This is a genomic window from Luteibacter sp. P4_D7_3, assembly GCF_056401735.1.
In genome coordinates this window covers 1-1,735 of the sequence record NZ_JBFUIT010000510.1, presented here as the reverse complement: position 1 = coordinate 1,735, position 1,735 = coordinate 1, and the positions used below count along the sequence as shown (strand labels likewise).

The 1,735-nt window shown below is 64.1% G+C and carries 2 protein-coding genes; both read right to left on the bottom strand.

The genetic code is table 11. The features are described 5' to 3' along the window. The coding region (locus AC1DSN_RS22155; RefSeq protein ID WP_477332941.1) for a CheR family methyltransferase at positions 1 to 418 on the bottom strand (418 nt) is incomplete at its 3' end. Between the two features lie 5 nt (positions 419 to 423). After that, positions 424 to 1,735 (bottom strand): response regulator (locus AC1DSN_RS22150; protein ID WP_477332939.1); only part of this gene is annotated, 1,312 nt, incomplete at its 5' end.

The window sequence follows — 1,735 nt, the reverse complement described above, 5'->3', positions numbered from 1 at the left end:
CCGTGGCGTAGAACATCGTTCGCTGTTCCAGACCCTCCTCACGGAAAAGAATCGCCAGCGAATAGAATTCCTCACCACTGCTGCACCCGGCGACCCAGACCTTCAGCGACGGATAGGTACGCAGGTGCGGCACGACGTGCTCGCGTAGCGCACGAAAATAGGAGGGGTCGCGAAACATCTCGCTGACCTGCACCGTGAGGTAACTGACCACGTGGGGCCCCACGGACGGATCGTGCAAAAGCGCTTCGAGCATGGCCGAATGCGTACGATAACCGAGCTTCTCGCGGAGCTGCTTCAGGCGTCGTGTGATCGACGCCCTGGAGTACCCGCGAAAATCGTAGTGGAAGCGCTGGAACAAGGCTTCCAGGATCAGCTCTACCTCGATCGCTTCGAGGCGGCCCACCGCGCTGTCCTCCATGTGGCTCACTGCGAGAGCCACACGCGAACGAGCGAGAGCAGTTTGTCGACGTCGAGCGGCTTGGCCATGTAATCGCTCGCCCCCGCCTGCAGGCAGGTCTCCTGATCGTCAGGCATGGCCTTGGCGGTGAGCGTAATGATCGGCAGTTTCTTCCAGCGCGGATCGGCGCGAATCTGCCGCGTCGCCGTCAGGCCATCCATCACCGGCATCATCACGTCCATCAGCACCAGATCGATGTCGTTGCCAGAGCCATCGCTGGCCTTGTTCAGGGCATCGATGGCCTCCTGGCCATTGCGGGCAACAGTGAGCACGCAGCCTCTGGGCTCGAGGATGTTGATCAGCGCATAGACGTTGCGCACGTCGTCCTCGACCACCAGCACCCGCCGACCCTCGAGCAGCGCATCGCGATGCTGCGCCTCCTGGATCATCCGCTGGTGTTCCTGCGGCAGTTCGGTGACGACCTGGTGCAGGAACAAGGACACCTCGTCGAGAAGGCGCTCGGGCGACTTCGCGCCCTTGATGATGATGGAGCGCGAGTAGACGCGCAGTCGCGCCTCCTCGTCCGACGTCAGATCGCGACCGGTATAGACGATCACCGGGGGGAAGGCATAGATACCCTCGGCGCTCAGCGTTTCCAGCAGCGTGAAGCCGGAAGCATCGGGTAAGGACAGGTCGAGCACCATGCAGTCGAAGGTCTGGCTCTTCAGGTGATCGAGGCACTCTGCCGCCGTCGCCGCCGCCACTGTTTCGACATCCGCGGACGCCAGCAACTGGCGAATAGCGTCGCGCTGCACATCGTCGTCCTCGACCACGAGCACGCGACGGACCGCCTGCGAAAGCCTCGCGTCCAGCTTGCCCAGTACCTCGGCCAGCTGCGCCCGCTTGACCGGTTTGAGCAGATACCCCACCGCACCCATGGAAAGGGCTGCATGGGAATGGTCCGTCGCGGAAACAACGTGGATCGGGATATGACGTGTTCGCACGTCGCGCTTGAGGATGTCGAGCACGGAAAGGCCCGACTGGTCGGGCAAGCCGACGTCCAGCACGATGGCCTGGGGAAGATGATGTCTCGCCAGGGCGAGCGCTTCCTGGGCGCTGGTGGCGATCAGGCAACGGAAGTTCATCTCGCGGGCCAGCTCGAGGAGGATCTGCGCGAAGCGCTCGTCGTCCTCGACGACGAGGATGGCCCGTCGCTGATCGGCCGGCTCGAAGCGATCGTCCGGCACCTTGGGCGCAGGCACGGGGACGGGCGGCGCCACATCGGACCGCGATGCCACCGTCGGCAGGGCCGCGGCCGTGACCGGCTCCGTCGACGGT